General features: G+C 55.9%; 22 protein-coding genes and 3 pseudogenes. 9 read left to right on the top strand and 16 right to left on the bottom strand.

Features of this window, described 5'->3' with window-relative positions; genetic code table 11:
• Positions 1–6: 6 nt before the first annotated feature.
• The 3 genes from L9059_RS01485 to L9059_RS01475 all read right to left on the bottom strand — a co-directional run bounded on the left by L9059_RS01485 (position 7) and on the right by L9059_RS01475 (position 1,928).
• Positions 7–738: a hypothetical protein gene (locus L9059_RS01485; protein WP_247286320.1), complete on the bottom strand. Its 732-nt coding sequence runs from the start codon at positions 736–738 to the stop codon at positions 7–9.
• Positions 739–1,065: 327 nt separating this feature from the next.
• Positions 1,066–1,644 (bottom strand): LysR substrate-binding domain-containing protein, encoded by a 579-nt coding sequence (locus tag L9059_RS01480; protein WP_247286318.1) that lies wholly within the window; start codon positions 1,642–1,644, stop codon positions 1,066–1,068.
• Positions 1,641–1,928, bottom strand: coding sequence for a LysR family transcriptional regulator (locus L9059_RS01475; RefSeq protein ID WP_247286309.1), 288 nt, complete (start codon positions 1,926–1,928; stop codon positions 1,641–1,643). Before L9059_RS01475 ends, L9059_RS01480 begins: the two co-directional genes overlap by 4 nt.
• A gap of 154 nt (positions 1,929–2,082) precedes the next feature.
• Here L9059_RS01475 and L9059_RS01470 point away from each other — a divergent pair, with 154 nt between their 5' ends.
• A complete protein-coding gene (locus L9059_RS01470; RefSeq protein WP_247286307.1) occupies positions 2,083–2,973 on the top strand; it encodes a HalD/BesD family halogenase in 891 nt (296 codons plus the stop codon).
• 263 nt (positions 2,974–3,236) lie between these two features.
• On the opposite strand, the gene L9059_RS01465 is transcribed toward L9059_RS01470, so the two are convergent.
• Both L9059_RS01465 and L9059_RS01460 read right to left on the bottom strand, forming a co-directional pair.
• Positions 3,237–4,166: a 2-hydroxyacid dehydrogenase gene (locus L9059_RS01465; protein ID WP_247286305.1), complete on the bottom strand. Its 930-nt coding sequence runs from the start codon at positions 4,164–4,166 to the stop codon at positions 3,237–3,239.
• 29 nt (positions 4,167–4,195) lie between these two features.
• Complete coding sequence (locus L9059_RS01460) at positions 4,196–5,281, bottom strand: mandelate racemase/muconate lactonizing enzyme family protein (RefSeq protein WP_247286303.1); 1,086 nt, start codon at positions 5,279–5,281, stop codon at positions 4,196–4,198.
• 240 nt (positions 5,282–5,521) lie between these two features.
• Between L9059_RS01460 and L9059_RS01455 the strand changes: the two genes are divergently transcribed.
• From L9059_RS01455 to L9059_RS01435, 6 genes and pseudogenes are all read left to right on the top strand, one after another.
• A complete protein-coding gene (locus L9059_RS01455) occupies positions 5,522–6,739 on the top strand; it encodes a mandelate racemase/muconate lactonizing enzyme family protein (protein ID WP_247286301.1) in 1,218 nt (405 codons plus the stop codon).
• Between the two features lie 16 nt (positions 6,740–6,755).
• Complete coding sequence (locus tag L9059_RS01450; protein WP_247286299.1) at positions 6,756–7,757, top strand: ABC transporter substrate-binding protein; 1,002 nt, start codon at positions 6,756–6,758, stop codon at positions 7,755–7,757.
• 308 nt (positions 7,758–8,065) lie between these two features.
• A pseudogene (locus tag L9059_RS01445) lies at positions 8,066–8,677 on the top strand (ABC transporter permease); the annotation flags it as partial.
• Between the two features lie 12 nt (positions 8,678–8,689).
• Positions 8,690–9,745 (top strand): quaternary amine ABC transporter ATP-binding protein, encoded by a 1,056-nt coding sequence (locus tag L9059_RS01440; protein ID WP_282615287.1) that lies wholly within the window; start codon positions 8,690–8,692, stop codon positions 9,743–9,745.
• A gap of 449 nt (positions 9,746–10,194) precedes the next feature.
• Positions 10,195–10,383, top strand: a pseudogene (locus tag L9059_RS30800) (hypothetical protein); the annotation flags it as partial.
• 28 nt (positions 10,384–10,411) lie between these two features.
• On the top strand, positions 10,412–10,900 hold the full coding sequence (locus tag L9059_RS01435; RefSeq protein WP_282615286.1) for a glycine betaine ABC transporter substrate-binding protein: 489 nt from the start codon (positions 10,412–10,414) through the stop codon (positions 10,898–10,900).
• Positions 10,901–11,275: 375 nt separating this feature from the next.
• Here L9059_RS01435 and L9059_RS01430 read toward each other — a convergent pair whose 3' ends face one another.
• The 9 genes and pseudogenes from L9059_RS01430 to L9059_RS01395 form a co-directional block, all read right to left on the bottom strand.
• Positions 11,276–12,550, bottom strand: a complete 1,275-nt coding sequence (locus tag L9059_RS01430) for an MFS transporter (RefSeq protein WP_247286296.1) — start codon at positions 12,548–12,550, stop codon at positions 11,276–11,278.
• A gap of 107 nt (positions 12,551–12,657) precedes the next feature.
• Positions 12,658–13,542: an NAD(P)-dependent oxidoreductase gene (locus L9059_RS01425; protein WP_247286285.1), complete on the bottom strand. Its 885-nt coding sequence runs from the start codon at positions 13,540–13,542 to the stop codon at positions 12,658–12,660.
• 18 nt (positions 13,543–13,560) lie between these two features.
• A pseudogene (locus tag L9059_RS30605) lies at positions 13,561–13,716 on the bottom strand (SDR family NAD(P)-dependent oxidoreductase); the annotation flags it as partial.
• 40 nt (positions 13,717–13,756) lie between these two features.
• Positions 13,757–13,900 (bottom strand): hypothetical protein, encoded by a 144-nt coding sequence (locus L9059_RS30600; RefSeq protein WP_282615285.1) that lies wholly within the window; start codon positions 13,898–13,900, stop codon positions 13,757–13,759.
• Positions 13,893–14,099 carry a Rossmann-fold NAD(P)-binding domain-containing protein gene (locus L9059_RS01415; protein WP_247286283.1) on the bottom strand — a complete coding sequence of 69 codons (207 nt, stop codon included), beginning with the start codon at positions 14,097–14,099 and terminating at the stop codon, positions 13,893–13,895. Before L9059_RS01415 ends, L9059_RS30600 begins: the two co-directional genes overlap by 8 nt.
• Positions 14,100–14,129: 30 nt before the next feature.
• Positions 14,130–14,885 (bottom strand): class II aldolase/adducin family protein, encoded by a 756-nt coding sequence (locus L9059_RS01410; protein ID WP_247286281.1) that lies wholly within the window; start codon positions 14,883–14,885, stop codon positions 14,130–14,132.
• 576 nt (positions 14,886–15,461) lie between these two features.
• The gene (locus L9059_RS01405; RefSeq protein ID WP_247286270.1) at positions 15,462–16,814 is read right to left on the bottom strand and encodes a transposase; all 1,353 of its coding nucleotides are present in this window, start codon (positions 16,812–16,814) and stop codon (positions 15,462–15,464) included.
• On the bottom strand, positions 16,807–18,840 hold the full coding sequence (locus tag L9059_RS01400; protein WP_247286268.1) for a transposase: 2,034 nt from the start codon (positions 18,838–18,840) through the stop codon (positions 16,807–16,809). Before L9059_RS01400 ends, L9059_RS01405 begins: the two co-directional genes overlap by 8 nt.
• Positions 18,837–19,799 carry a PDDEXK family nuclease gene (locus tag L9059_RS01395; RefSeq protein ID WP_247286266.1) on the bottom strand — a complete coding sequence of 321 codons (963 nt, stop codon included), beginning with the start codon at positions 19,797–19,799 and terminating at the stop codon, positions 18,837–18,839. The genes L9059_RS01400 and L9059_RS01395 overlap by 4 nt, the downstream gene beginning before the upstream one ends.
• 681 nt (positions 19,800–20,480) lie before the next feature.
• On the opposite strand from L9059_RS01395, the gene L9059_RS01390 reads away from it, so the two are divergent.
• Positions 20,481–22,124: a TnsD family Tn7-like transposition protein gene (locus tag L9059_RS01390; protein ID WP_075947005.1), complete on the top strand. Its 1,644-nt coding sequence runs from the start codon at positions 20,481–20,483 to the stop codon at positions 22,122–22,124.
• Between the two features lie 228 nt (positions 22,125–22,352).
• Here L9059_RS01390 and istB read toward each other — a convergent pair whose 3' ends face one another.
• On the bottom strand, positions 22,353–23,156 hold the full coding sequence (istB, locus tag L9059_RS01385) for an IS21-like element helper ATPase IstB (RefSeq protein ID WP_010466203.1): 804 nt from the start codon (positions 23,154–23,156) through the stop codon (positions 22,353–22,355).
• Positions 23,149–24,648, bottom strand: coding sequence for an IS21-like element ISPpu27 family transposase (gene istA / locus L9059_RS01380; protein WP_247286264.1), 1,500 nt, complete (start codon positions 24,646–24,648; stop codon positions 23,149–23,151). The genes istB and istA overlap by 8 nt, the downstream gene beginning before the upstream one ends.
• A gap of 499 nt (positions 24,649–25,147) precedes the next feature.
• Between istA and L9059_RS01375 the strand changes: the two genes are divergently transcribed.
• On the top strand, positions 25,148–25,540 hold the full coding sequence (locus tag L9059_RS01375; protein WP_247286263.1) for a hypothetical protein: 393 nt from the start codon (positions 25,148–25,150) through the stop codon (positions 25,538–25,540).
• Positions 25,541–25,630: the final 90 nt, after the last annotated feature.

Genomic DNA, 25,630 nt, shown 5'->3' with positions numbered 1-25,630 from the left:
ACCGAATCAGTCGGTCAAGCGGTCGGGACGTTTGGCCTCGCGCTCATAGTGAATGGGCATGGGCATGGCGTATCCATAGAACTGCTTGGCCCTCTCCGGTCGGTGACGGTTTCGGGATCCAGAACATAGGTCGGTAATGCGGTGATCCACGCGTCCTTGCCTTCTACCTGTGTCACTCGGTGTAGCGAATAGCGCCCCTTCAACAGTTGCAGCGCGCCCGGCCCCAGACAGCCTGTGCACCCGACTGCGATCGCCGTCCAGCACACGCCTGACTCCCTCGAAACTCTCATCGTCGAGCGAGCGCATTTTCGGCACATACTCGAACTCTCCGCCCTGCTCTGGCTGCTCGACCGACACCCTGATGGTGAACTCATTGCCGTCGAAGTGCCAGGGAATGTAATCCCCATCCTCCATGATCGCGTAGGGACAGCGGGCCAACGGATCGGCCCATAGGTAGTAGATCGACCAGCCCCCAACACAGACGCCGACGAAGCGGGTCATGGCATCCCAGTCGTAGAGCGCCCTCAGGTCGGACTGGGCTTCGAGGATGTCCGAGTTGATGAAACCGCTGGTGCGTCGTTCGAAGAAGCGTTTTGGATGATCCACCGGCAGCGAGGGGTCTTCCGCAGTCATGTAAGGGTTGTGGCTCTGCTTCGACCAGAAGGTCCGCTCACGCACACGGTAAGCCTCTACCCGCATCCGCGCCACAGCCTCGGGTTGGATAAAATAGGGCTCCACGCTGCAACCGGTCTCATCCAGTTGCGCCCGACACTGGGCAATCAGGGCCTGGGGTTGTCAAGGTCGTGAATCGGGTAACGCTGCAGGTCGATGATGCCGGCAAGCGACCGGATGGATTGCTCGGTAGGGGACACAAGTGCTGAAATCATGAGGCCTCCAAAAAGCCAATAGAATGGGTTGCACATCGGCCCGCATGATCACGACCCCTCTTACACCAAGCAAACGAATAAAATTTAGACAATCCATCGATTTTTCGAACTCAACTGCGTTCTGCGGAACGAAGTACTTGCGCCCAGCGGCTGGCGGCACAAGACCGTCTCACTGGTCCTACTTGCGCTCCTGCCGCATGTCGATGGCCACCACGTCCTTCAGCGTACTTTTTGCCAGGTTCAGCAGCTCGGCATTAATGGGCTCCTTGGGATGGAGGAGATAGACCGGCCGCTGGAAGGTCGGCGCCTTCTCGATCAGGTGCAGCCGCCCCGCCTCGAGCAACGGCTCGACAGTGCGCTCGGAGAAGTAGCCCGAACCGCCATGTTTCAGGATGTAGTCAAGGCCGATCATGCTCAGCCCCACCGACAGTCGCGGCGCCCTGGTTTCCGGGTAAGCCAAATAGTGTGACGCGCGGAACTCGGCGCCCCAGTCGACAAACACATATTCCGGCTGCCAGTGCCTAGTTACTTTGCGTGGGGTTGTAGAGACCAGCACTAGGGAGTCCTCCATCAGTAGCTCGCAGGCCAGGCCGGGCTGCTGACGCGGAATATAGGTCATCGCCAGGTCGATCAGTCCCGCGCTAAGGTCAGCTAGGAGGTTCTCTGAATAGTCGGCCACCACTCGCGTTCCGACGTCAGCCGCACGCACCTGCATAGTCTCGACCCAGTCCGGGGCAATCCGCTCCCAGTGGTTCATCTGCACACCTGCACACCCAGGGTCACCACCGCACTGAGCTCTTCTGGCAGTGCCACCTCCTGACGGGCCTGTTCCCAGGCCCGCACCGCTACGTCGGCGAAGCGGTGGAAATGCCGCCCAGCCACGGTTAACTCACAGCCGTCGCGTTTGCGCACGAACAGCTGCCGACACAGCTGCGTCTCCAACACTTTGATACGCGCGCTCACCGTCGACTGGGTGATGTGCAGGCAATCCGCAGCTAGCTGAAAGCCGCCGCTTTTGGCGACCTCCAAGAATGCTTTCATATGATTGATATTCAAAGCTTTACTCTACTCAAATCGGTTTTTTGAATGGTGAGCAGCGAATAAAATCGTTTTTCTAATATAAGCGTTTTGTAGATGATCCGGCCATGCGCCAAATGCGGCGCAACACAAATGATTTTCGCCCGGAGATATCGTCATGCCTCAAGCCGCACACGCCCTCGCCCTCGCCGAACCCAATATAAGCCCTGAGCTGGACGCTATCATTGACCTCGATCGCTATCCAATCCACCAGCCGGAAAATCCACAGACTTTGGCGATGGTCGAGCAATACCGCGCCGAACTCGATGCGGTGGGTTGCTGCTGCGTGCGCGGTTTTATCCGTCCCGAGTCGATCGCCCGCATGCTTGCCGAGGCCGAGCGGCTCAAGCCGCAGACCTACTGGTCCGAAAACGCCAACAACCCCTATATGACCAAGGACGACCCGTCACTACCCGAGGACCACCCCAAGCGCATCTTCAACAAGCGCACCAACGGTTTCATCAACTCCGACATCCTCGAGGCCGACTCTGACCTGCGTGGCGCCTACGATTCCGACGAGATGCTGCGCTTTGTCTCCGAGTGTCTGGGCGTGGCGCCGATCTACCGCTGGGCCGACCCGCTGGGGCGCAACCCCTACAGCGTAATGGACCCGGGCCACGAGTTCGCCTGGCACTTCGACGGCAACGAATTCACCGTGAGCATCCTGGTTCAGGGTGCCGAGAAGGGTGGAATGTTCGAGTATTGCCCAGACCTGCGCAGCTCGGAAAACGAGAACCTTGAGGCCGTCACCAAGGTGCTGCGTGGTGACCGCGGTCCGGTTCACGAACTGGACCTGCAACCGGGCGACCTGCAAATTTTCAAGGGCCGCTTTTCCATGCACCGAGTGACCCGGATCGAAGGCAATCGCACCCGCTACATCGCCTTGCCGACCTACGTGCTGGACCCGCACAGCGTCAACCGCCCCGAACGGGCCAAGCAATTCTATGGCCGCGCCGAGCCGATCCACTACGAGCGTGAAGGCCAACGCCCGGATCGCCTGATCGACTGAGTCCTATCGCTCCTATAGGCGTCTGCCGAGCCATCGGCCGGCGCCTTTTTTCCTCTGCATGACGGCCACGCCATTGACCTTATTTGGAGTCTCCGAACGAACAATGTCGATATGGTTCGCCTGGCCATACCTCGGTCATGCGCCTGACCGAGATCGAAGCGCAGACTGATATGCGCCGCCTGCGCGCCTACTGCCCTTCCGATGTTCATAGTCAGCACCCTCAGTAGCGATGGATTCAGCCAGCCTTCTGCCTGCAATCTATGTCAGTAACCGCGGACTGGGTCGTAAATGGGAAACGGTTGCTCGCCCGCCCGTACTCGCTTGATGTTGTCGGCCATCAGTTTGGCCGCCGAATGGGCGTAGTTGATGCCCGCGATATGCGGCGTGACGAACACCTTGGGGTGGTTCCACAGCGGGCTGTTGTGAACCAGTGGCTCGCTGCGAAACACGTCCAGCGCCGCCGCCCCCAGGTGGCTACTGTCCAGGGCCGCTACCAGGTCCTCTTCGACCAGAATCGGCCCGCGACTGATGTTGATCACGCAGGCGCCGGCGGGTAGCTGGGCGAAGCGTGCCGCATTCAACAGGTTTTCAGTGGCCGGAGTCAGCGGCAGCACGTTGATCAGGATGTCTGTGCGTTGGAGAAACTCGGTGAGTCGCTCGTCGCCCTGGTAGAACTCGACACCCTCGACGTTAACCGGATCGCGACCCCAGCCAGAAACGGAGAAACCCAGGTCGCGCACGAACTTGGCCGCTACCGCGCCCATGGCACCCATGCCGAGAAAGCCGACCCGACGCTGAGCGGGATCGCGATGGGGATGACGGCGCCAAAGTTTCTTCGGCTGGTCCTGCTGATAGAGGTGGTAGTTGCGGTGGAAATGGATCACCCAATGCACCGCGTGCATGGCCATGTCTCTGACCACCAGGTCATCCACCAGCCGCACGATCGGCACTCCGGCCGGTAAATCCGGGTCGCGAATGATGTGCTCGACGCCAGCGCCGAATGACAGAATCGCCTTGAGGTTCGGGTAGTTGCGCAGATCGCCCAGTGGATGCATCCACAGCGCGACATACTCGATGTCCTGGGGGTCGCCGACCTCCGGAAAGACCCGGAACTCCAGGTCGGGAATATGCTTGGCGAACTCCTGGCGCCAGGACTCGGGGTCGGCGCCTGCATAACTGAACAGCAGTGCCATAAGGCCTCCGCTACGATAGTGAAGTGAGATCAGAGGATGCGATAGCGGTCCACTGCGTCTGCGTCGAAGCTAAAGCCCAGCCCCGGACGCTGGGGGATAATTATCTTGCCGTCGACGATTTCCATCTTCTCCCGGTACAGCGGCGAGAACCAGGACACATGTTCCACCGAGATGCAGTTAGGCGCGGAACCGGCAATACTCAAGCTCTGCTCGGTGAAAATATGCGTGGAAATCGGTACGTTGTGGGCGGCGGCAAGGCCTGCCGCGTGGCGGAATTCAGTGAGCCCACCAATGCGCTGCAGGTCGGGCATCAAAATGTCCGCAGCCTTAGCCTCAAGCATGGCGCGCATGCCACGGCGGGTGTACTCGGTTTCACCCGAGGCAATCGGTACATCCAGCGCCGCGGCCACTGCGGCATGGCCCTGGTGATCGTAAGAGGCCACAGGTTCCTCGAACCAGCCTAGATTGAAAGGCTCAAGCATTCGGCCCAGACGTATTGCCTGATGCGGGGTGAACGCCTGATTGCCGTCGGCCAGCAATTCCATATCTGGGCCGATTGCCTCGCGCACCGCCGCCACGCGGGCCACGTCTTCCTCCATGCGCGACTTGCCTAGACGAATCTTCATAGAGCGGAAGCCCTGAGCCAGAAAGCCCCTGGCCTCCTCCACCAGTTCATCGACTGTTTGCGACAACCACAAGCCGCTGCTGGCGTAGGCCTTGACTGAATCGCGATAGGCGCCAAACAGTTTATATACGGGCTGCCCGGCCGCCTTACCGATCAGGTCCCAGCAGGCCGTGTCCAGTGCCGACATGGCAGAGATGGTGATGCCTTCATGGCCGATGGGGTTGATCTCGCTCCACATGCCGTCCCACATCCGCTCCACATAATGCGGATCCTGGCCCACCACATGGTGAGCCAGGCTCTTGATCATGGTGTCGAAGACGCTAAGGCGAGCGGTATTCAGGGTAAAGATGTAATTCTCGCCAATATGTCCGCTATCCGTATCCAGATAGACCAGCACACAACCCACCGAACGCGTCTCGTGAATCGCCGTGATCAACGGCTTCTCCAGGGGCACCTCCACTAGTACGGTACGCAGATTCGTAATCTTCATTTGCACAATTCCTAAATCGCTTGATTTGAGCGCCTACTGAGGCTCAGCACTGACTCAATCGGCATTAAGGCACTCGTCATGTCTCACCCACTACCATGGCCAGCGGCTTGCCGGGACCAGCATAGTTCTGTTGATGATGGTTGACAATCATCAATTAACGATTTAAAAAGATAGCCAGCTGCAACACTAATTGGCCCGCACCGAGTGCATCGCCGACTACCCCTGGCTTCGGAGCAGACAGTGAATATCACGCGCATGTCGATCTACCGAAAGAACCTTAGCTATGCGAGCGGTGCCTTCGCCTGGGGACGTGGCAACGTGATCGAGTCGAGTTCGTCCACAGTGGTGGTGATCGACACAGATACCGGCATGAGTGGTGTTGGCGAGTTCTGCCCCTGCGGGGAGAACTACATGGTGGCGCACAGTGAGGAAACGGAGGCCGCGGCACGTTTGCTGGCCCCGCGCTTGTTGGGCGAAGACACCCGCCAGCTGTTGCGCATCGAACGCCTAATGGAACACACCATTATTGGCCATGGCTATGCCAAGGCAGCCTTCGATAGCGCCTGCTGGGACCTACTTGGCAAGGCCACCAACCAGCCCATATGGATGCTGCTCGGTGGCAAGTTGACCGATGGCGCACCGATGTACCGCTCGGCGCCCCAGGGAGCAGCTCAACAGATGGCGGCTGATCTAGAGCGCCTGCGCGGCAACGGTTATCGCCAGTCCCAGATCAAGGTGGGTAATGACTGGAGGGACAACGTGGAACGCTTCCGCCCAGTTGTGCAGATGCTCGAAGAGACCGAAAAGGCTATCGCCGACGCCAACCAGGACTGGCACATGGATGAGGCCATTCAGGTAGCACGCGCGATCCGCGGCTTGGACTACATCATCGAGCAACCCTGTCATAGCTACGAGGAATGCCTACAGGTCCGACGCTACTTCGGCCAGCCGATGAAGCTGGATGAATGCATCACCGACCTACGCATGGCCGACCAGGCCTTTGAAACTGCAGGGCGGTTTGTCCAAAGCCAAACGCATGCACGACTACCTGATCGAACACCGCATCAGGGTGGTAGGCGAGGACACCTAGGGCAGCGAAATTATTCCTCAACACCACCGACCTGCACAGCTACAACAAAGAGCGGACCGGGCTTCAGGCTCCCCGAACGACCGATGGCAAGCTGTGTGCCAGTGACGCCCCCGGTCTGGGCGTGGAAGCCGATATTGATTCGCTCGGTGCTCCGGTCGCTGTGTACGGACGGCAAGCATGATCGCCAACAAGGAATTTCCCACTCACGGGTTGCTGCATGGATGGCACAGGTTACGACGGCGAACGAGGCGCTGACCAAGCAACGTCAGTTCCAGCGCTCACAAATTACCCGCTATTCCCAAGCATCCATGGGTTCATTCCGCACCAGCGAAACCGGCCCAGCTATCGTCAATTGCACACAACAATAAGTACAAGAGGTGAACCATGAGCAAATCAGTCAGAACCGTCACTACGCTGGCAGCCTGTATTCTTTCGGTTGGCGCACTCACGGCCCAGGCCAGCTGCGAACTCGACGAGACCATCCAGATTGCTGACATGAGCTGGGCCTCGGCTTCGACGATTGCCCATGTGGAGTCGAAGATTCTCGAGCACGGCTTCGGCTGCAAGACCCAGTTCGTCCCTGGCGATACCGTCACCACGGCTACCACTATGGTTAAGAAGGGGCGCCCGCATATCGCACCGGAGCTATGGAGCAGCAACGCCAAGAATCTGATCGCGGAAGGTAAGGAAAAAGGAACCGCATACGTTGCTGGCAACGTTTATAGCGGAGGGGGCATCGATGCCTGGTGGGTGCCCAAGTACGTGATCGAGCAGCACCCCGACATCAAGTCGGTGGAAGACTTGGCCCGCTACAGCGAGCTGTTCAAGACCCCGGGCACGGACAAAGGCCGCTTCTACAACAGCATCCCCGGCTGGGCCACTGAGACACGCAGCACCAACCTCATGCACGCTTATGGCTTGGATAAGAACTTTAATGTGGTCTCAGCCGGTTCGGGCGCGGCCCTGGATGCGGCCATAGTTTCGAACTACAAACGCAGGATTCCGATCTTTTTCTACTACTGGGGTCCCTCGGCCCTTCTCGGCAAGTACGACATGGTCAAGCTGGACATGAAGTCCTATGACCCGGCCAACGACTCGTGCAACGCAGAGCCCAACTGCAAAAATCCGGTGACCAGCGGCTTCCCGGTGGCCGCCGTAAATACCCTGGTGGTCAGTAAGATCAAAGACCAGGCGCCCTCAATCTATCAGTTCCTGAGTAAGGTGCAGTTTGAGAACGACACGGTGAACAAGTTGCTCGCCTGGGGGGAAGACAACAGTGCAGATCCAGAGCAAACGGCCGAGTATTTCCTGAAGAGTCAGCAGGATATCTGGACAGCCTGGGTGCCGAAGGATGTCGCCGACAAAGTGATCGCTCAGCTCAAGTAACTACTAGATAGCAGGCACGATTTAGTCGCGCCTGCTTGATGCGAGGTATTTTCTCTATGTTTCCAGAATTGATAGATCCCCGTTATTTCAGGGGGGCCGTCGACAACTTCCTCGAGCAGTTCGTCATCCAATGGGCGACTTTTCTCGAGCAGGCATTCAACCCCTTCCTGCACCTGCTGAACTCCTTCGAGTCGCTGTTGATTGGCAGCCCTTGGTGGCTAATCGTCGGCCTCGTTTCCCTCGCCGCTTACGTCAGTTCCCGCAAGCTGTCACTGGCACTGTGGCTAGCGCTGGCTATGCTCGGCATCGGTTTCCTCGGGCTCTGGGAGGACGGCATGCGCACCCTAGCTCTGATGCTGGTCTGCACCGTCATAGCCACCGTCATCGGCATCCCACTGGGCATTCTGATGTCCTGGTCAAACCGTTTCCGAGCGCTAATGTTACCTACGCTGGACATTATGCAAACCATGCCCAGTTTTGTGTATCTGATCCCGGCGATCATGCTGTTCGGTCCGGGCAAGATTCCCGCTGTGCTGGCCACTGTCGTGTACGCAGTGCCACCGCTGATTCGCCTGACCGACCTGGGCATTCGTCAGGTTGACGGAGAGATCGTCGAGGCGGCCCAGTCCTTCGGTGCCAACCGCATGCAGAAGCTGTTCTGGGTGCAGATTCCGCTGGCGCTGCCCAGCATCATGGCCGGCATCAACCAGGCGACGATGATGGCACTCTCGATGGTAGTGATCGCCTCGATGATCGGTGCTCAAGGCCTCGGCTTCCAGGTGTTGCAGGGTATAACCCGATTGGAGGTTGGCCGCGGCCTGTTGGCTGGCCTCGCCATCGTCATCCTGGCAGTGGTCTTCGACCGCATCACCCAGGCCTTCGGCAAGCGCGCCCAGGCGCACCTGCACACCAACAGTTGATTGGGTAGGACTATGAGCAGCAACTACAAGATCGAAATCAAGAACATCTACAAGGTTTTCGGCGCAGATCCAACAACTGCAATGGCGAAGATCAAGGCCGGCGTGAGCAAGAGCGATATCCTCAAGCAGACTAGCTGCGTGGTTGGCCTCAGCGATGTCTCGATGGCCATAGAAACCGGACATATCCATGTGATCATGGGTCTATCTGGCTCAGGCAAGTCGACCTTGATCCGCCACTTCAACCGCCTGATCGAACCGACCAGTGGTCAGGTCATCGTCGATGGCCAGAACGTGCTGGAGTTTAGCAAGAAGGAGCTCGAGCACTATCGACGCCATAAGGTCAGCATGGTGTTCCAGCGTTTCGGTCTGTGCCCTCATGAGACCGTACTAGCGAATGCAGCGTTCGGACTAAAGATACAAGGCGTTGGCCGCGCCGAGCGCGAGAAGAAAGCCCGTTACTGGCTAGAGCAGGTTGGCCTCGCAAGTGTCGAGAAACACTACCCGCACCAGCTCTCTGGTGGCATGCAGCAGCGGGTTGGTCTGGCCCGCGCCTTGGTCAACGATCCGGACATCCTACTGATGGACGAGGCCTTCAGCGCCCTCGACCCGCTGATCAAGAGCGAGATGCAGGATCAGTTGCTGCAGCTGCAGAAAAAACTCAACAAGACCATCGTGTTTATCACCCACGACCTCGACGAAGCGTTGAAGATTGGTGATCGAATCGCCCTGCTCAAGGATGGTGAGCTAGTTCAGCAGGGCACCCCGGCGCAGATCCTTATGCAGCCCGAGGGTGACTATGTCAAGTCGTTCATCGGCGGGGTCAACCGCTACAAGGCGATCCGCGTCGGCCACTTGATGCGCAAGGTACCGCTAGCCATGGTCAAGGGCGGCGAGTCCTTCAGCCAAGCCCGTCCAGCCACGGCCGGAACGGTGCGCGCGAACCAGCCGCTGGAAGAAATAATGTCACTGCTTATGGGAACCGAAAGTAGTCTGGCGGTGCACAACGACGAAGGCAGCCTGATCGGCTATCTGGATAAGGCCGAAGTAATGACCGCACTTTATCACTAAGCATGGCCTGTGCTGCCAAGCTTAGACCTATGAATGCGTGCGGAAAGACTGCCACAAGCTCCAAACAGTCGGCAGCCACCGCCAGGTGGTTGCCACAGGTTCATGCCGCAACACCGCAACATTCGTGAATCCAACTACAACAAAAACAATAGGTGAAACATAAATACACTTGTAACAAAACTCCCAGCTCTGGCCGCCTTCCTTTTTCTCAGCCAGCGCGCTGAGCGCTCAGGCCAACTGCCCGGTCAAAAGTGCGATTCAAATTGCCGACATGAGCTGGGCCTCGGCCATCGCGCAAATCGAGTCGACGATTATCGTGAAAGGCTAGGGTTGCAAAACTATAACCCCCGGCGAGACAGACACCACGGCCACGACCATGTTCACGAAGGTGCGCCCACAAATCGCACCTAAAGTGTGGAGCAACAACATCGCCGAGCTGCTGGTCGAAGGTGAAAAAGTGGCGCAGTGAGCATCGCCGGCAAGGTGTTTGCCTCGGGCGGTATCGATGCCTGTGGGTGCCCAGGTATGTCGTCGAGCAATACCCCGATATCAAATCCGTTCAAGACATGGCCTGCCACAGTGAGTTGTTCAAGGCTCCTGGCTCGAACAAGGGGCGTTTCTATAACAACCTACCTGGCTGGTCCAACGAGACCCACAGCGCCAACCATGTTCCATGGCTACGTACTGGACCAACATTACAGGCTCTATTCCGCGGGCTCCGGGGCCGCCCTGGACTCCGCAATCGTATCGAACGACAAACAGAAGAAGCCGGTCTTCTACTACTACTGGGGACCCTCGGCCATTCTCGGCAAGTACGACATGGTCCAGCTGAAAATGAACGACTACGACCCGGCCAATAACGTCTGCTATGCCGAGGCACGCTGCCAGACGTCTATCGCCGGCGGTTATCCGGAGGGAGAGGTCAAGACACTGGTCGCCGGCAAGTTCAAGCAACAGGCGCCGGCCATCTACGAGTTCCTGCCCAAGGTCAGCTTCGAAAATGACACAGTGAACAAGCTGCTGGCTTGGAGGGGCGAGGACAACAAGGCCGAGCCCAAGGAGGTTGCTGAGCACTTCCTAAAGAACAACCAAGATATCTGGAAAATCTGGGTTCCCAAGGACGTCGCAGACACCGTGATCTCCCGCCTCAACTAATCCCGACAGGTCAGCGCGACGCCGTCGCGCCGGCCTGTAGATCTTCTGCGCATAGAATTATTTCAGCACACGCGTGACGTGCTTGGCACTCACAACCTGTCCGCCCCCTCCCTCTGCCCCCGAGCTGAAGCAAAACTCGCAGGATTGTGCGTGACTTCCAGCACGGCCTAACAAGCCCTACAGCCATCGACTCGACATGGTTACCTGGCACCTGTCTGTATCCACCCGCCCAACAGGGATAAGCCTGCCACGCGTCTTGCACTTCGCGCCAGGAACATCTGCCAAGGGTTAATGCCTCTGCGACAAGCGTGCCGCAGTACTACCTGTTGGGAGCAGCCGGTTGCGCTTAGCGCCGTATTCAGCCCTTTGCACGACTTAGGTTTCAGCGCGCGGGGACGGCGTCAACACATCATCCGCTTGGCCCACCGTCGTTTCCTGAACCATGGCCATGGCGACCTGGGAGGCGGCAGTCCCGATAGGTACACAGAGCCCCTGCTCGTCCAACGGTACGGCACTGCGCCGGGTCATGCGGTACAGAGCGAAGAGGCCGATGGCAGTATGCACGCCTCCCAGATACCAGAAGAATCCATCAGGTCCCATACCACCCATGATAGCGGCGGCCAAGCTCGGGCCTATGGCCGCGCCAATACCAAATGCCATCACCAGATTGCTACTGGCCGCAACCATCTGCCGAGGCTCGAGGGCATCGTTGGTGTGGGCTACACAGAGTGAATACATAGGAAAGGCCAGGCCACCGAAGAGGAATGCCACGACCAACTGACCAGTCGCCGAAACCCCGGCTAATGCCACCGCTGCCAGCGAGGTAACTGCTGCCAGACATGTCACCACGAAGATGACACTGCGCCTGTCATGCTTGTCGGAAAGCCTGCCGATGGGCCACTGCAGCGCCACGCCACCGATAAATACTAGGCCCATGAACACGGAAATCTGGCTAAGTGGCAAACCCATCTGTTGGGCATAGATCACCCCCATCCCCAGCATCGCGCCAATCGACATGCCGGTACCCATACAACCAATAATCCCCAGGGGCGAGCTGCGATACAGCTGGAGCAGGCTCATGTACTCGGGCGCGGCAAAGCTTGGTGCCGGCGTAGCACTCAACAGGATCGGCAATAGCGCCAGAGAGACCAGTACTGAAATCAAAACGAACAGTTCAAAACTGTGAGGGTCCGCCAGGTTCAGTAGCAGCTGGCTGCAGGCCATTGCGCCTGTGGTGATCACCATATAAAGCGACAGCAGCTGACCACGCGTTGCGTTGCTGGCGCTGTCGTTGAGCCAGCTCTCGGCGACGATGAACAAACCGGCGACACAGAAACCGCTGACTAGACGCATGCCGAACCACAGCCAAGGATCGATGAACACCGAATGAATTAACACAATACTGGACGCAAGCGAGGCCAGCGCAGCGAACACGCGAATATGCCCGACCTGCGCCATAATTCTGGGGGTCAACGTCGAGCCGGCGAGAAAACCGATGAAGTAGCCGGTCATCAGCAGGCCGGTGACCTGAGTGGAAAAGCCCTCCAACGAGGCCCGCAAACCAATCAGCGAGCCCTGCAAGCCGTTACCCAACATCAGCAGGCCCATGCTCAACAGCAGCGCACCCGTAGTCTTGAGCATTACATTCATCACTAGCCTCTTGGTGTTTGAACCTTTAGCGTCAGACAAAAAAAACCCCGGAAAACCAGGGCAAACAGCACCGAAGCGCCACCATGAAACTTTTAGAATATCCTGTGCTAGCTACGCAAAGGCATATCGTTGGCCTGTTCCAGCAACTTAACCGCCATCAGGTGCGGCGCCTTGTCACCGAACTGTTCGACAGCCTGCTCGTAGATCTTCTCGACGTGCGCACACATTGGCAGCTCGGCTGAGACCTGACCCGCCAACTCCAGAGTCAGGCGCATGTCCTTAAGTGCCAGGCCTAACTCGAATGTCGGGTCGTAGTCACCGCTGAGGATGCTCGGTCCGTAGCGGTCGGCGACATAGCTGCGCCCGGTGCTGTTCTGAATGATCGCCAACATCTTATCTGCGGGCACGCCACCCTTGACGCCTAGCATCAGGGCCTCGGACAGCGCCACAGAGTGCAGGTAACAGAGCACCACCTGAGCGATCTTGGCAACATAACCCGCACCGGACTCGCCCAAGTAATCGATGCGTTTTCCGATGGCCGAGAATATCGGCTGGCACAGCTCGAACGTCTTCTCGTCACCGCCCACCAGCACGGTCAGGGTGCCAGCGGCCGCGCCTTCGGCACCGCCGGAGATCGGCGCATCGAGGGTACGTATCTGCTTCGCGTCGGCCAGGGCGCGAACTTCGCGCCAGACCTCCAAGTTGTTGGTGCTCAGCTCGATCCAGATCGCGCCCTGACGCATATAGGCAATCAGTCCGTCGGCCGCGCTGGCCACCTGCTTGATGATGGCCGGCGATGGCAGAGAAGTCATCACGACGTCGGCCTCGCTAACGGCCGCCTGAACGCTGTCAGCCCAATGCGCGCCTGCCTGAACAAGACCCTCGGCCTTATTGCGATCGACGTCATGGATGTTCAGATCGAAGCCGGCCTTGACCAGATTGGCGGCCATCGGCGCGCCCATATTTCCCAGACCAATAAAAGCGATTTTCATTTGATGCACTCTCCCGTATCAGACAGCCGATGTATTGATTAACTTGCGTGCCTGACCCAGCTCCATAGCCAGCGTTTTGGTGAAACCGGTAACCGCCCCTTTAGCCACCACATAGGGGCTACGGTTAGGGAAACCGAGGATGCTGGCTGCCGACACTAAATTGATGATCACCCCCGCTCCTCTGCTTGCGGAAGGTCAGCACAGCGCGGCGCGTTCAATAGAACTGCGAGTCGATGCAAACACTAATGCAGGCTCGCCACTTCTCGTTGGTCACGTCCTCGACCGACTGGGTCGGCCCGCCAATGCCGGCATTGTTGACCAAGATGTAGAGACAACCCGGAAGGATCTCGTCAAACATGGCATCGACCGCATTCGGGTTCGAAACGTCGGAGACCGATGGTTGTAATACCATCAGGAAACGTCGAAAGCGCCTTTTCGTCGACATCGCAGGTGAATTCCTTGGCGCCAAGCTTGTTCAGAGTCAGGGCAGTGGCGCGTCGCATTCCGGCACCGCCTGCGGTGATGAAAACGCGTTGGCCTTCCAAAGTAATTTGCATGCCGAACTCCTACTGTTGCCTGATCGTTTATTAGTACTTGTAGGATGGGTCGATGCGGTCTACTTGGCGCAGCAGGGCCGGCCACTCGTACTTGCCTGGGACGAAGGCGGCGTACTGCTGCGCAGCTTTCTCCCACATCTCTGGTGAAGTCTCAGCAAGCGGTAAACCAGTGGCACAGACCTGCAGCATGTTGGAGCAGGCACGCACCAGATAGTGCATGTTCATGAAGGCCTCGCCGGCGGTTTCGCCCACGGTCAGGAAACCGTGATTGCGCATGATCAGGCACTTATTGTTACCCATGTTCTCGGCGATGCGCAGGCTCTCGTCTGTGTCCACCGACAGGCCTTCCCATTCGTGGTAGCCGATTTTGCCGTAGAGCATTGAGGAGTCCTGCACAAGGTGCACAACGTCACGAATTGCCGTGGCGGCCAGGCCAGCGGGGGCATGGGAGTGAAATACGAACTTGGCGTTCGGAATGTTCAGATGGATGCCACGGTGGATAACGAAACCGGCGGTGTTCACCTCGGGTGGACCATCCAGTACGTTGCCATGCTCGTCGATCTTGATCAGGTTGGAGGCGGTAATCTCGGTATTGTGCAGACCGAAATGGTTCATCAAGAAGTTGTGGTCGGTACCCGGCACCCGTGCGGTGATATGGTTCCAGACAATATCGTCGTAACCGTACAAATTCGCCAGGCGATGCATCGCCGCCAAATCGACCCGAACATTCCACTCGTCTAGGGTGAAGCGCGGCTTGGCCGAAGTGGCCCCCTCGAACTCTGCCATCGTGTAATCCTCCGCTAGTTTTCACTGCACATAAAATCCGCACTCGCTCGGCGGGATGAGTAAAAATTACCATCATGGTTAATGGTTGACAATCATTTATTAACAAAAGGCAGAAGACCTAATTTCTGACACAGACCTGATAGGTCCAAACATGGTCAAGGGTGCGGATTTTCGCTCGGGAAATGACTTCTATCGGGCGAGTCCGCCGCGCCATTTCCTTCCTAGAACAAATTGTATTTGTTGACGCCGAATTGCCCCATTGCCGAGGCAAAAGTGACCCATCTCCAAAACCTGCACAAATTCAGCACAGACAATGATTCACGAGACGTCAGACTGGGTCAGTGAAATCTCGGCAACTGGTCAATTCGGCGTCGGTGCCAACATGCATGGCAACACCCTTGATCCGCATCGTGCTGGGGCCTGGGCTCGCTAACGCCAGGAAAGCACTACTCCTGTCCTCGGTCGCAAACGTAGTAGTTTTGAACCGGTCCGCCAACACAAGCTAAGTATGGGGCAGCCGAAGTCAGCAGCTAGGCCAAAGTCGTATCAGCGCCAACACGACTGCTTTCATAACGCTTACTTTGCGGGCCCTCGTGGCTTAGTCGACGGCTTGGATTCGAATAGCAACCGGCTGTACGCATCCTCCAAGCCCTCCCGAGTTTGCTTGGGTAAGGCCGGTTTCTTCTCACGCTCGGGCTTCGACGAAGGATTGGAAGCTGAACCTGGTGGATGGATCTGCTCGAAGTTTTTGCGCTCCTCGGCCGTCAACGCTGCGACGAAAACCTTCTCGCTGACCCGTGCGGCACGATCTTGCTTAGTGAAGGCCAAGACGTTCGATTGGACCGGCACGGGGAACGGACAACGAAGGTCAGGCCTGGCTCCGGTTTTATTCTTATGAACGCTGATGCGAATTAGCTCCTCGACGTCGTTCCTACTGCTGGAGTACGAGGCTGAAAGGTATGCATTGTTGACGTCCTCCAAAGCAATCGTGTGGCGACGGGCTGCCCGGGCTTCAAGATACGCCACCTTGATCAGTTGAACTGCCAGACGCTTTATACCAAACGTCCAGCGATACAGCTCATGCACAAGAGCGGCTGGATCTGCAGACACGCGCCGTCCGCTCACCCGAATACATTCACGAACATATTCCTCCCAAGCCTTCGAGTTAGGATGGTCCGGCAGCATGACACGGGGATCGGAGAGAAGCCGTTGCTTGTCCTCACTGTTCCTCGTCAGCAATTTGTGACCCAAGCTGTAGTTCGCCACATAGATCATCGGGACTCCAAGTCCGGCCATGGTGAGGAGGATATCCGTGATCCGGGCTACGCCTTGACCAGTGCTCTGATGCTGCATCTCTTCGAGCATCATTAGTGATACAGCGTCACGATTGACCCTGCGCCGACACTCCGTCAGCAGCTTTGATGTGTTCGCTCTAACTCCTGTTGCGTCGCCGCCGAGGAAGTCTTCTAACAACTGCCTGCCGCCAGCTTTCCCTCTTGCGCTGGCGTACCAGTACGAGATTAAGGTATGCGGTTCATGGTAATGGGCGGATGCATAAGATGCAGGTCCAGGCATCACTTTCATCAGCGCACTACTAGTTTGGCTCTTCCCAACGCCAGCAAGACCGGTGAGGCATATAGGAAACGCCTCATCCTCAGGAGGGTGATACAGCCGGCGCTGATATTGCTGGTCAGTGGAAAAACTCTCGGCCGAAAAGCTGCGCGCACGATCAACGCTGTCTTTGATGAAGTCCAAAGAAAACTGGTTGGGAAGGAAAATCGTCTTCAGGGCCTCTGATAAACGCTCAGCGGCCAATGCGGGGCTCAACTCCTCAAGACCGGTTACCGGATCAGGATGCACTGTAACCAACCGCCGGATATCAGCCAGCGTGTCCGGTCCGTCAAAGCGCATAGAAAAGATGTTAGTCATGGCCTTTACCCATCAACCGCTTCTGGTCAGCGGCATCACGCTCGGCCGCTCCGCCCTTCGCAGGACGCCCCAGCTTGCGAGTACCACTGTCCCAGGCTTTGCCTGTTGCGTGAACAAACTGGGCATTGCGATCCTGGAGGATCGCGGGTTGTTCTTCACGAAGCTGCGCCTTGCCGCGCAGCCGATTCTCATTGAGCACTTGAAGATCCGACAGCGAAATGTCGACACTGCTGGGGTGAACGCTCGCCGGCTTTACAAAGTCGAGTTCGTACAAGACGCCTTCTAACTCGATCCAGATATGTCTGACACACATGGTCATCACATACGCTGTGATAGATATCTGGCCATTGAGCGCGATCCTGTCAAAAACTTCGGTATCAATCAGCTTTGTAGAGTTGTACTTGCGGCCGTAAAAATAAACCCCACTCCTTTTGATGTGCGCCGGATGAGGAGTCAGGAATTCGCGCACGGCGTAGTTAAAACTAACCTCCGTTCCCGCATCGTAGCCAAGATCACTATAGAACTTGTAAATATTATGTGGGGTTGGACTAAAGCCCACCTCAAACATCTCAGGCGTCATCTTCCCCTCAGCATCTGAAGCATGGTTATCGTAAATAGCTTGAAGAATATGCCGCTTGGACATTTCAACAAAGTTGAGCGAGCTATGAAAATGTGTTGGCTGATCATTGTCAGACTTGGTCCGAGGGTGTGACGATTCAACCGTAGCTTTCGACTGACCCGAGTGGGTGGGAGTCAGCTCAAGCCTAGATAACCAACTCATCATTTCGCCACGAGCGACTGTTTCTGAACGGGTCGGTACACCCATGGTAGAACCGGGCCCACGGTCGAAGACGATGTTTTGTGGCAGACCGTAAGTTGGCCATTCCTCTTCTCTGATAGTCAATCCGAACAACGAGGCAAATTTGACCTTACTAATGGCCATCGAAAACAGGGCCATGCGGTAAGCGTCCATGTTCTCTTTGTTTTCGGAGAATCCCAAGGCGACGACGGCTCCAGACTGGCCACATACTCCTCGAACCACACAGGCCGAATCTATAGCGGATCCTTCGAGCAAGCCAGATATCTTGCCTTTTGGGTTATAACCGTCAAACTCAACAAGTTGGTTTACATTAACCAAGTCATGAGAAAAACTTCCAACAAAACCGGACTTCGCTCGAGCCCCGCTCGGCCCTCTGCGTGCTTTCCTATACGCCTTGGTGCTTATTACCTGACCGAGATAGTAATCGTACTGTCCTTTTGTGGGAAATGGTTTACCTTCGGGTTGATAGAACTTCTTTTGTCCTTTCGATGTTGTTAATGGAACACAACCGAATCCACGCACCAGCACGTCACCAAAGATCTCAGCGTCAGGTTTGGTTTTATCATTATATTTAATGAATCCATTTACGATAGAAGCTTGCATTTCGGGCGTAGCAGGGAATCGGGATTTCAGTCCTGACTTAGGCGGCCTTCCCAATATTTTCCCGTCTGCTGCTTGTACCCGTTTGCCTTTCCCGCATCGGTCGAAATTGGGCATAAGCGCCCATTTCGAGCGGCCGAACACCAGATAGGTAAAAAACCAAAACCTCAACCTAGCTCCAACCAGTTTGGGGGACTGCTGATCGGCATAGGCGTTGATAATCGATTCAGGCTTGTCGCTCGAGAGAATATGCTCCGCATCTTCTACTAAATTAGCTATGGCGAGGTAACGCTTGTTAACCATTTCATCGTAGCTTTTCTTTGGCCTAACTCGATCTTTTTCCAATTGATCTACTGAAATACCGCTGATGGCCTTCAACCAGGGAGGTGTGGCTTCACTGCCACATTCCACAATATCACCATTGGTCAACGCCAGATCAAATTCAGGCCTGGAAAACGTTAGCAAGCTCGCAGTGGTGCCTTTTTCATCAAAAAATACAAGGCGCGCCCTGTTTGCCTTGCCGTCACTTGCAAGGAAATAATATTCGACATCCTTCGTCAGCCCTTTGAATCCCTCAGGTGCTTTCAGCTTGGAGCCAGTGATCATTTGGGCAGTCCGGCGAAAAGTGAGCCATAGACTTGCAGGACATCCGGCGCATCCGTCACCAATGGATGATCGATAAGAATCGGGTCGAACAAACTGACCTGTAGCTTACGCTCCCATATGTCTTTGTAGATCTTCGTCAGAAACAGATCACGCCGGCCCCACCGCTGTCCGTACGTTAAGGCAACAGACGCTACTGGCCTCCCAGTAGCGACACAGTCACCGACATCTTGCGAGAAGTCCTCAAGAAGATTATCTTCGAGGCTGATTTCGCGATCATGATAGCCATATAGAAGGTCCAAATTGGCCACCAAGACTGGGTCCAGCAGGTCCCTAGAAACCCGCACAGTCCTGATACCTGCACTATGGTAGTACGCGTCTTCCAAGGCATGCCGCAAGCGAGCTTTCTCGCGGTCTTCTTTCTGTTTCGCTAGGCTCTTCAAGCTTCCACGAGCGACCTCATCAAAATCCATCGCACTCAACTTCACTGTCCAATTCACAGCGTAGGGGACTGAGCCTTGCGGTTGAATATAGAGAAGCAGATCGCCCAGGTAGGGGTGGGGAACCCTCTGGCGTTCACCATCACCGTATGTCACGACTACGGTCGCGTGTTTAAGCCCGATTTCCTCTGCTATTAATGATGTTCCCTTGACTGGCAGAAGTTCCAGTCCGGCAGCTAAGGGGTGCCCTTGAAGTGGATGAACGTATGGAATTGGGTTGAGCATTTTCTGCTCGTGTAACTCAAATACATCGGGATTATAAAGAGCTAGTTGAGCAAAGATCCTTTCAGGTGTAGAAAGAAGATGCAGTGCCCGGACAAGCTTCCTGCTATTAAGGCGGCAAATACGAGAGCCCTTGGGAGCTTCACTAGGAACTGCGTAAATTCCGGCTAAGTAGTTATCTCCCCACTTGAAGCGGCCTTGTCGACCTATAATGCGAAATAACGATTTTTTAAGATTCACTAATTTTATCCATCGTCCATTCAATCGTTAGCAGGCAACGTATAACAGTCCACCTGTATCGGATGAATAAGCAGTCCAATAGCGCATTGGCACGCCGAGGGCTACACCACGCGCAATTTACTTTTCTCGGGATGAGCGGAGCCGTGCAGGGCTTGACGCCCTACGCTAGTGAATGGACAATGGATTCGTCAGGAGTCGAAAGCTGACTTATCCTCAGAGGCCCAAGGTCACACTTGGGCCTTTGTCTATCTGGCTCCTGGGTTTTCTATCCAGTTTCCATGTTGTTTTCCTCAGGCCTGATTAATAGGCCGGCAACTATCTAATTTCAGCTGGCTGCACCTTGGCAGCTACCTCTACGCTAATTAGGCAGAACTTGCGCCTTTCGTAACCGTTACTTAACGCAGCATGGTACCGCCGAAAAATGGCAACTGACAACTGGAATAAATAAGCTAAGTTCCGCCGCCGCCGGCGGATTTATGCTGAAACTCCAGTATTTTCGGTGCTTGGAGAGCCAAAAACCAGTCTGTCTAGATGATAAAGAAATAAAAAACAGGTGGTAGATTCCATCAGTTATGGGACCTCTGATTCGCGCATAACCATCCGCCGTTAAGGCGGAATGGATGCGAAGCATCAGTTGCCGGCCGCTATACTAATTTCCTCGGACCCCGACTAGGAGGCCGCATGAGCGCCGCTTCAGATCAGGAAAGGGTAGAAGGCCCATTCCCTCGGCTGGACTGGCTACCCGACGAAACACTGTTCAGCTTATGCAGTCGACAGCATCTGGTGATGGGTAACTTAAGCCCTGCAACGACATCCATCGCTGTGTTGGGCCTGCGCCAACAATTTATAAAACATGATATTCCCTGTGGAATTGCAGCGTTAGAAACAACGGGGTTCGGGTACTGGGGCACTGCGGAATCTATTCTTCTTAATCACACAATATTTTCTTTATTCGTTCCATTTCAAAATGAAGTTAAAATTGAAGACGCGATAATAACTGCAAAAAGCGATCGCATTGACTCAATTAAATATCGACTTGGCCTGGTATCGAGTGGCTTTGGCGCTGAACACCCATTGAAAGCATGTCCGTACTGTATGCGCGAGGATGTGCACGTCCATGGCATAGCGTACTGGCACCTCACACACCAATATCCAGGTGTGCTGATCTGTCCACGCCATCAAGCTTGGCTCATGGCGTCCACCAAAAGTAGACGGTGGTCGGGTCGGTTTGAATGGTCGCTACCTGCCGAGAAATTCTTGATCGAACAGGCCTCATCCCAGAAACTCTGGTCACGTCCAGTTTTTTTGGCCTTGGCGGACAATGTCATCGACCTTGCGGCCATCGGACGAGCGACGTTTTTCGAACCTTACGCCGTCGCCGCAGCCTATCGAACAGCTGTACTTCAAGGGAGCAGAGCTGCGTCACTGTTCGAGCGAACAGAGCCGCTTCGCCGCTTTCATCTTTTTGAATCATTGCCGGCAGACAAAAAAGGCTCGGAGTCTTTTGTAAACCAGCTCGTCCGTTCCCCCCGCAGAAGCATTCATCCTCTGAAACATCTGGTTCTGATTGATTGGCTATTTGATGATCTGCGCTCGTTCCTAGAGGCCTATAAGGTTGAAGTGGCCAGATCAGCCCAGAAAGTGGAAAGCACTCCATCGCGGGCTCCTGACAGGCGAGTCTCGCTATCAAGCTCTGGGGCTCCTGCCAAAAACGCTCTCAGGCCCAAACGACTAAAAGGCCAGCTCAGAGAGGATCTGCTGTCAAAACTGGCTGAGGGCGTATCGAAACAGGTGCTTTGTGAAGAGTTTCAAATCACAGTCTCCACGATCAATAAGCTGCTACGTGCCCATCCAGCGACCTATGCCGCAGCACTTAAAGCTAGGCATCGCCGCGAGATTGATGAGCACAGAAGTCAGTGGCAAAACCTGCACGGTTTGTATCCTGAGCTGGGAGTCCAGGCTTTGAGGAACACAATGCCCCCTCTCTACGCCTGGCTTTACCGAAACGACAAAGACTGGCTGATAGCTGAAGCGCAAACCTTCTCCAAACCTGCGCACGTGAACAAGCCCCATGTTGACTGGGAGGCCCGGGATTATCGGCTACTGAGCATGTTACGAACGGCGTTCGAGTCGATCGCTTTACCGCAGCGCGGTGCGGTCACAATGGCCCAGCTGTGCGCCATGATCCCCATGCTCTCGACTTGCCTGGAAAATCGGGACCAATACCACGAATCCAGAGCATACTTGTCTACGGTGTTGGGCCGCTCCAAGCCGAAAGATTTCCTCGACTACATAGAGGCCATCAACGCATCCAAGCGTAGATAGCTAAAGGTTGTCCAAACTAGAAGTCTACGACCTCTGCCTCCAGCGTCATTCCACAGCCTGTCGGCGCTGATTGAAAACTGACCCACCCTGCCGATTGAAAATTGACCCAGGGCGGATTGCTGATTTTGGCATCAACAATTGTGGATAAGCTTAGCAGTCGTGTCCCGGTGGAAGAGGCATTAAAGCCCCACCGCATGTGGGCATGCGGCAGGGTATTTTCGGTGCGGATCAAAACAGCTCATCGTCCTCGGCACCATCATTGTCTTTGCGCTTTCGTTCACGTGATTTGATCTTGGTCTGGGCGACCAAGCTGCTGTGTTGCAGGCGGTAGGACTCGTTGCCCGTTTCGACGATGTGGCAGTGGTGTGTCAGCCGATCCAGCAACGCTGTTGTCATCTTGGCGTCACCAAACACGCTCGACCATTCCGAGAAGCTGAGGTTGGTGGTGATCACCACGCTGGTGTGCTCGTACAGCTTGGACAGCAAATGAAATAACAGGGCACCACCGCTCTGGCTAAAGGGCAAATACCCCAGTTCATCGAGTATCACCAGGTCTGTTCGTAGCAGCCCTTGAGCGATGCGGCCCGTCTTGCCGTCGTACTTTTCGCGCTCCAGCAGATTGACCAGATCCACCGTGGAGTAGAAGCGCACGCGTTTGTGATGCGTCGTGATCCCGGAAACGGCCAAGGCGGTGGCGAGGTGTGTTTTGCCTGTTCCAGGCCCGCCGATGAACACGACATTCTGCGCGGTATCGGTGAACTCCAGGTTGGACAGATCCCTGATCAGGCGGGCATCTGCGCTGGAAGCGCTGAAGTCGAAGCCGGCCAAATCACGATGCATGGGCAGTTTGGCCATGTTCATCTGATGATTCACTGAGCGCACCGCTCGATCTGCATGTTCTTGTTGAAGCAGATGTTCGAGCAGCCATTTCGAGGATGCCGTCGAAGCTTCTCCTTGCGAGGCTAGTTCTTCCCAGGCGCTGGCCATGCCATGCAGACGCAGTTCTTTGAGTTCCGCCATAAGATCACGCATTGCGAGTCTCCTCATCGGTGGTACGGAGCCGGTCGTAGCGTGCTGTATTGGCGACAGGCGCTATCTTGAGTTGAAGGCTGGTTTCGGCGGACGGAGGGGCTGCTGTCGATGTCAGTCGAGCCAGGACATTCAGGATGTGGTCAGCACTCAAGCTGCCGGATTCAAGTACCAACTCCACAGCCACCAATACGGCGTCGAGCCCGGCGATGGGAACAGCCGCCAGTACTTGAGTCATGACTCGATCACCATTGGTGTGCCGCCTCAGACTGCGTTTTAGCAGTTGCAACGGCTTCGGCAGATCGGCAAACGGAGCGCCATTGCGCAGCGCACCGGGCTTGCGTTCGATGAGCGGGATGTAATGCTGCCAGTCAAAACTGACCTGATCTCGATCAAACAGGCGCTCGTGACTGGCAATCATCGTTTCATCGGCGATGACCACCACCCGTGTGGGATACAAACGGCTGCTGACCCACTGACCGACCCGCTCACACGGCACCGAGTAGCGATTTCGCGCCACGCTGATCAGGCAGGTGCTGGAGACCCGTACGGTGCGCTCGACGTAGCCATCAAAGGCAGTTGGCATCGGCATCAATTCGGCGCGTTCCAGCTCCAGGACGTCCGCCACTGTCAGCCCGTTGTACTGCGGGTGCACCAGTTCGTCCCAGAGCGCACGGCAGCGTTGGCCGAGCCAGGCATTCAATTCCTCGAAGGTATGGAACATGCAGTTTTGAGCATCGAGCCAGATGCGCCGTCGGCTGTCTTGAACGTTCTTTTCAACGATGCCTTTTTCCCAGCCGGAGGCCACGTTGCAGAAGTCCGGATCGAATAGGTAGTGGGCACACATGACGGCAAACCGGGCATTGACTGTGCGGCCTTTGCCTTTATTGACCTTGTCGACAGCCGTTTTCATATTGTCGTAGATGCCGCGACGCGGCACCCCACCTAACGCGCCAAACGAGCGGGTATGGGCATCGAACAACATCTCGTGGCCTTGGCTGGGATACGCAACCAACCAAAATGCGCGACTGGCGCACAGCTTCATATGGGAGACCTGGATGCGTCGGAACAGGCCGCCGATCAGCAGACCTTCTTCGCTCCAGTCGAATTGAAAGGCCTCCCCGAGTGCAAAGGTCAGCGGCACAAAGGCCCGTAAAGACTTGCCTTGCTCGCCGCGCCACGCGCGTATGAAGGCGGTGAGCTGGCTGTAGCCGCCGTCGTAGCCCTCGGCCTTGATCTGTTCGAAGAGTGCTTTGGCACTCCTGCGGTTGTGCTTTGCCCGAAACGAATCGGCCTTGAGCGCCTGCTCCAGCGTCTCGTGAAATGGACTGAGTTTGTTGAAGGTTGCGCACCGTTGGTACGCCGGCTGGGTGGCTTCGGGTGCTCTGACCCATTTTCGAATGGTGTTTCTCGACAGTCCGGTACGCTTGGCTATCTGATGCAGCGAGAGCTTGTCGCGGAAGTACATCCGCCGGATTTTTCCCAACATTTCCATGCTGATCACCCTGTGTTCTCCTGCTCGAAAAGTGAGCAGAAGCAGTTGAACACCTGGGTCAGTTTTCAGTCGGCAGAACAGCCTTTACTGGGTCAGTTTTCGGTCAGCGGCAACATACGATAGGCTGAAAACAACTCTCGATGCCCATAGTGACAGACGGAAATCGGCCGATTGCGTTGAAAAAAGTAGGCCTGCCCAAACTGCTAATCGTTAACTTGTGGAAACGCCTTTTTTGCTGATACGAAAAAACGATTCCGATATCGACAGCGTACTTTTAAGATGCGCAAACCGTGGCGACTTTTTTTCAACAGAATCGGCTGATTTCTCAGGCTGAGGAGCGCTGACGCACGTAACCGCAGGTTTTGCATTCTGATCTGACGATGGGTAGGCAGTTAGGGATTTGCTTACTTCTGTTGGAGCTAGACTAAAGGAAGGCGCTGGGTACAAGGACATTGCAGTGATGAGAGACTCGAATAGAATTTTCACAGCAGAGCGAGAGATGCTGATTCGTGGTCAGAAACATATCCTCGAATCCGGCTTCTTCCTCGATGTTCGTGAGCTTGCTGAGCGATTCTGCGTTCAAGCCGAGTGGCTCGCGCCGGCGCTATCGGTATGGGTCGGAGAGAGCAGGATTTTTAAGATCGAGTACGACGGCTGCAGCTTGTTTCCCAGCTACGCATTCTCGACTAAGGCAAGCATCACCCCTCAAGCGGGGTTGCAAGAAGTAGTTACCATTCTTTCTCAAATGAAAGGGGGATGGGCAATGGCATTCTGGTTTATTTCCCTGAACAGCTTTCTAGGCGGTAGACGGCCCCAGGATCTTCTCGCGCAGATGCCACATCAGGTCGTTCTGGCCGCGCAGGATGAGGTCGAGGGAAATACCCACGGCTGATCAGGATGATTCGCCAAGTCGGTAGGCATGGTAGACATCCTCAAATGACCGAGGCATGCTCGCTTACTCCTTGATCAGTCGAGCTCAGGC

The sequence above is a fragment of the Pseudomonas violetae genome, from assembly GCF_023072615.1.
Classification (GTDB): Bacteria; Pseudomonadota; Gammaproteobacteria; order Pseudomonadales; family Pseudomonadaceae; genus Aquipseudomonas; species Aquipseudomonas violetae.
The sequence above is the reverse complement of the archived record's forward strand: the minus strand, read 5'-3'. Positions and strand labels throughout refer to the sequence as shown.

Coding starts and splice junctions, on each gene's coding strand:
- L9059_RS01480 (WP_247286318.1), bottom strand. CDS start 1,644: ATGAACCACTGGGAGCGGATTGCCCCGGACTGGGTCGAGACTATGCAG.
- L9059_RS01475 (WP_247286309.1), bottom strand. CDS start 1,928: ATGAAAGCATTCTTGGAGGTCGCCAAAAGCGGCGGCTTTCAGCTAGCT.
- L9059_RS01470 (WP_247286307.1), top strand. CDS start 2,083: ATGCCTCAAGCCGCACACGCCCTCGCCCTCGCCGAACCCAATATAAGC.
- L9059_RS01465 (WP_247286305.1), bottom strand. CDS start 4,166: ATGGCACTGCTGTTCAGTTATGCAGGCGCCGACCCCGAGTCCTGGCGC.
- L9059_RS01460 (WP_247286303.1), bottom strand. CDS start 5,281: ATGAAGATTACGAATCTGCGTACCGTACTAGTGGAGGTGCCCCTGGAG.
- L9059_RS01450 (WP_247286299.1), top strand. CDS start 6,756: ATGAGCAAATCAGTCAGAACCGTCACTACGCTGGCAGCCTGTATTCTT.
- L9059_RS01440 (WP_282615287.1), top strand. CDS start 8,690: ATGAGCAGCAACTACAAGATCGAAATCAAGAACATCTACAAGGTTTTC.
- L9059_RS01435 (WP_282615286.1), top strand. CDS start 10,412: ATGTTCCATGGCTACGTACTGGACCAACATTACAGGCTCTATTCCGCG.
- L9059_RS01430 (WP_247286296.1), bottom strand. CDS start 12,550: ATGAATGTAATGCTCAAGACTACGGGTGCGCTGCTGTTGAGCATGGGC.
- L9059_RS01425 (WP_247286285.1), bottom strand. CDS start 13,542: ATGAAAATCGCTTTTATTGGTCTGGGAAATATGGGCGCGCCGATGGCC.
- L9059_RS30600 (WP_282615285.1), bottom strand. CDS start 13,900: ATGTTTGACGAGATCCTTCCGGGTTGTCTCTACATCTTGGTCAACAAT.
- L9059_RS01415 (WP_247286283.1), bottom strand. CDS start 14,099: ATGCAAATTACTTTGGAAGGCCAACGCGTTTTCATCACCGCAGGCGGT.
- L9059_RS01410 (WP_247286281.1), bottom strand. CDS start 14,885: ATGGCAGAGTTCGAGGGGGCCACTTCGGCCAAGCCGCGCTTCACCCTA.
- L9059_RS01405 (WP_247286270.1), bottom strand. CDS start 16,814: ATGACTAACATCTTTTCTATGCGCTTTGACGGACCGGACACGCTGGCT.
- L9059_RS01400 (WP_247286268.1), bottom strand. CDS start 18,840: ATGATCACTGGCTCCAAGCTGAAAGCACCTGAGGGATTCAAAGGGCTG.
- L9059_RS01390 (WP_075947005.1), top strand. CDS start 20,481: ATGAGCGCCGCTTCAGATCAGGAAAGGGTAGAAGGCCCATTCCCTCGG.
- istB (WP_010466203.1), bottom strand. CDS start 23,156: ATGCGTGATCTTATGGCGGAACTCAAAGAACTGCGTCTGCATGGCATG.
- istA (WP_247286264.1), bottom strand. CDS start 24,648: ATGGAAATGTTGGGAAAAATCCGGCGGATGTACTTCCGCGACAAGCTC.
- L9059_RS01375 (WP_247286263.1), top strand. CDS start 25,148: ATGCTGATTCGTGGTCAGAAACATATCCTCGAATCCGGCTTCTTCCTC.